Genomic DNA, 452 nt, shown 5'->3' on the forward strand with positions numbered 1-452 from the left:
ATAACCTCATTTACAATTTTCATACTAGGGATACCATATTCCCCACCATGTTGATTAATAAATCTTTTCAACTCTCGAACATTAGCTAATCCTTGCTCATCAATCAGATTACAAACTAAGTCTAAAATATAATCTTTTTCCTCAACGTCAAGAGTAACATAGCGTGCAATATCAAAATTCATCAAAAGTTTGATATCGGCTTTATCATAAACGTGTTTTTTCTTTTCGATAGCATCTTTAGACTCATGTGTTAAATACAAATATGTGTTTTCCATGCTGGTTCTAACTATCTCAACATGAGAGATACTCTGAGACCCTAGTGCACGCTTTATTTTCAAACGTACACTTTCAGCTGTCACCGGATTCTTCGCCACATAAATCAAGTGATAATGCGGTTTCTTAAAACCACCATTCTTTGTGTCGACATCTTTATCATGTAATGGACTAAGACC

The 452-nt window shown here is 34.5% G+C and carries 1 protein-coding gene; it reads right to left on the reverse strand.

The genetic code is table 11. The features are described from left to right. Window positions 1–452: Rep family protein (locus C1E58_RS10105; protein WP_105210250.1), on the reverse strand; the 452-nt coding region annotated here is incomplete at both ends.

Source organism: Streptococcus suis, from assembly GCF_002964575.1.
Classification (GTDB): domain Bacteria; phylum Bacillota; class Bacilli; order Lactobacillales; family Streptococcaceae; genus Streptococcus; species Streptococcus suis_R.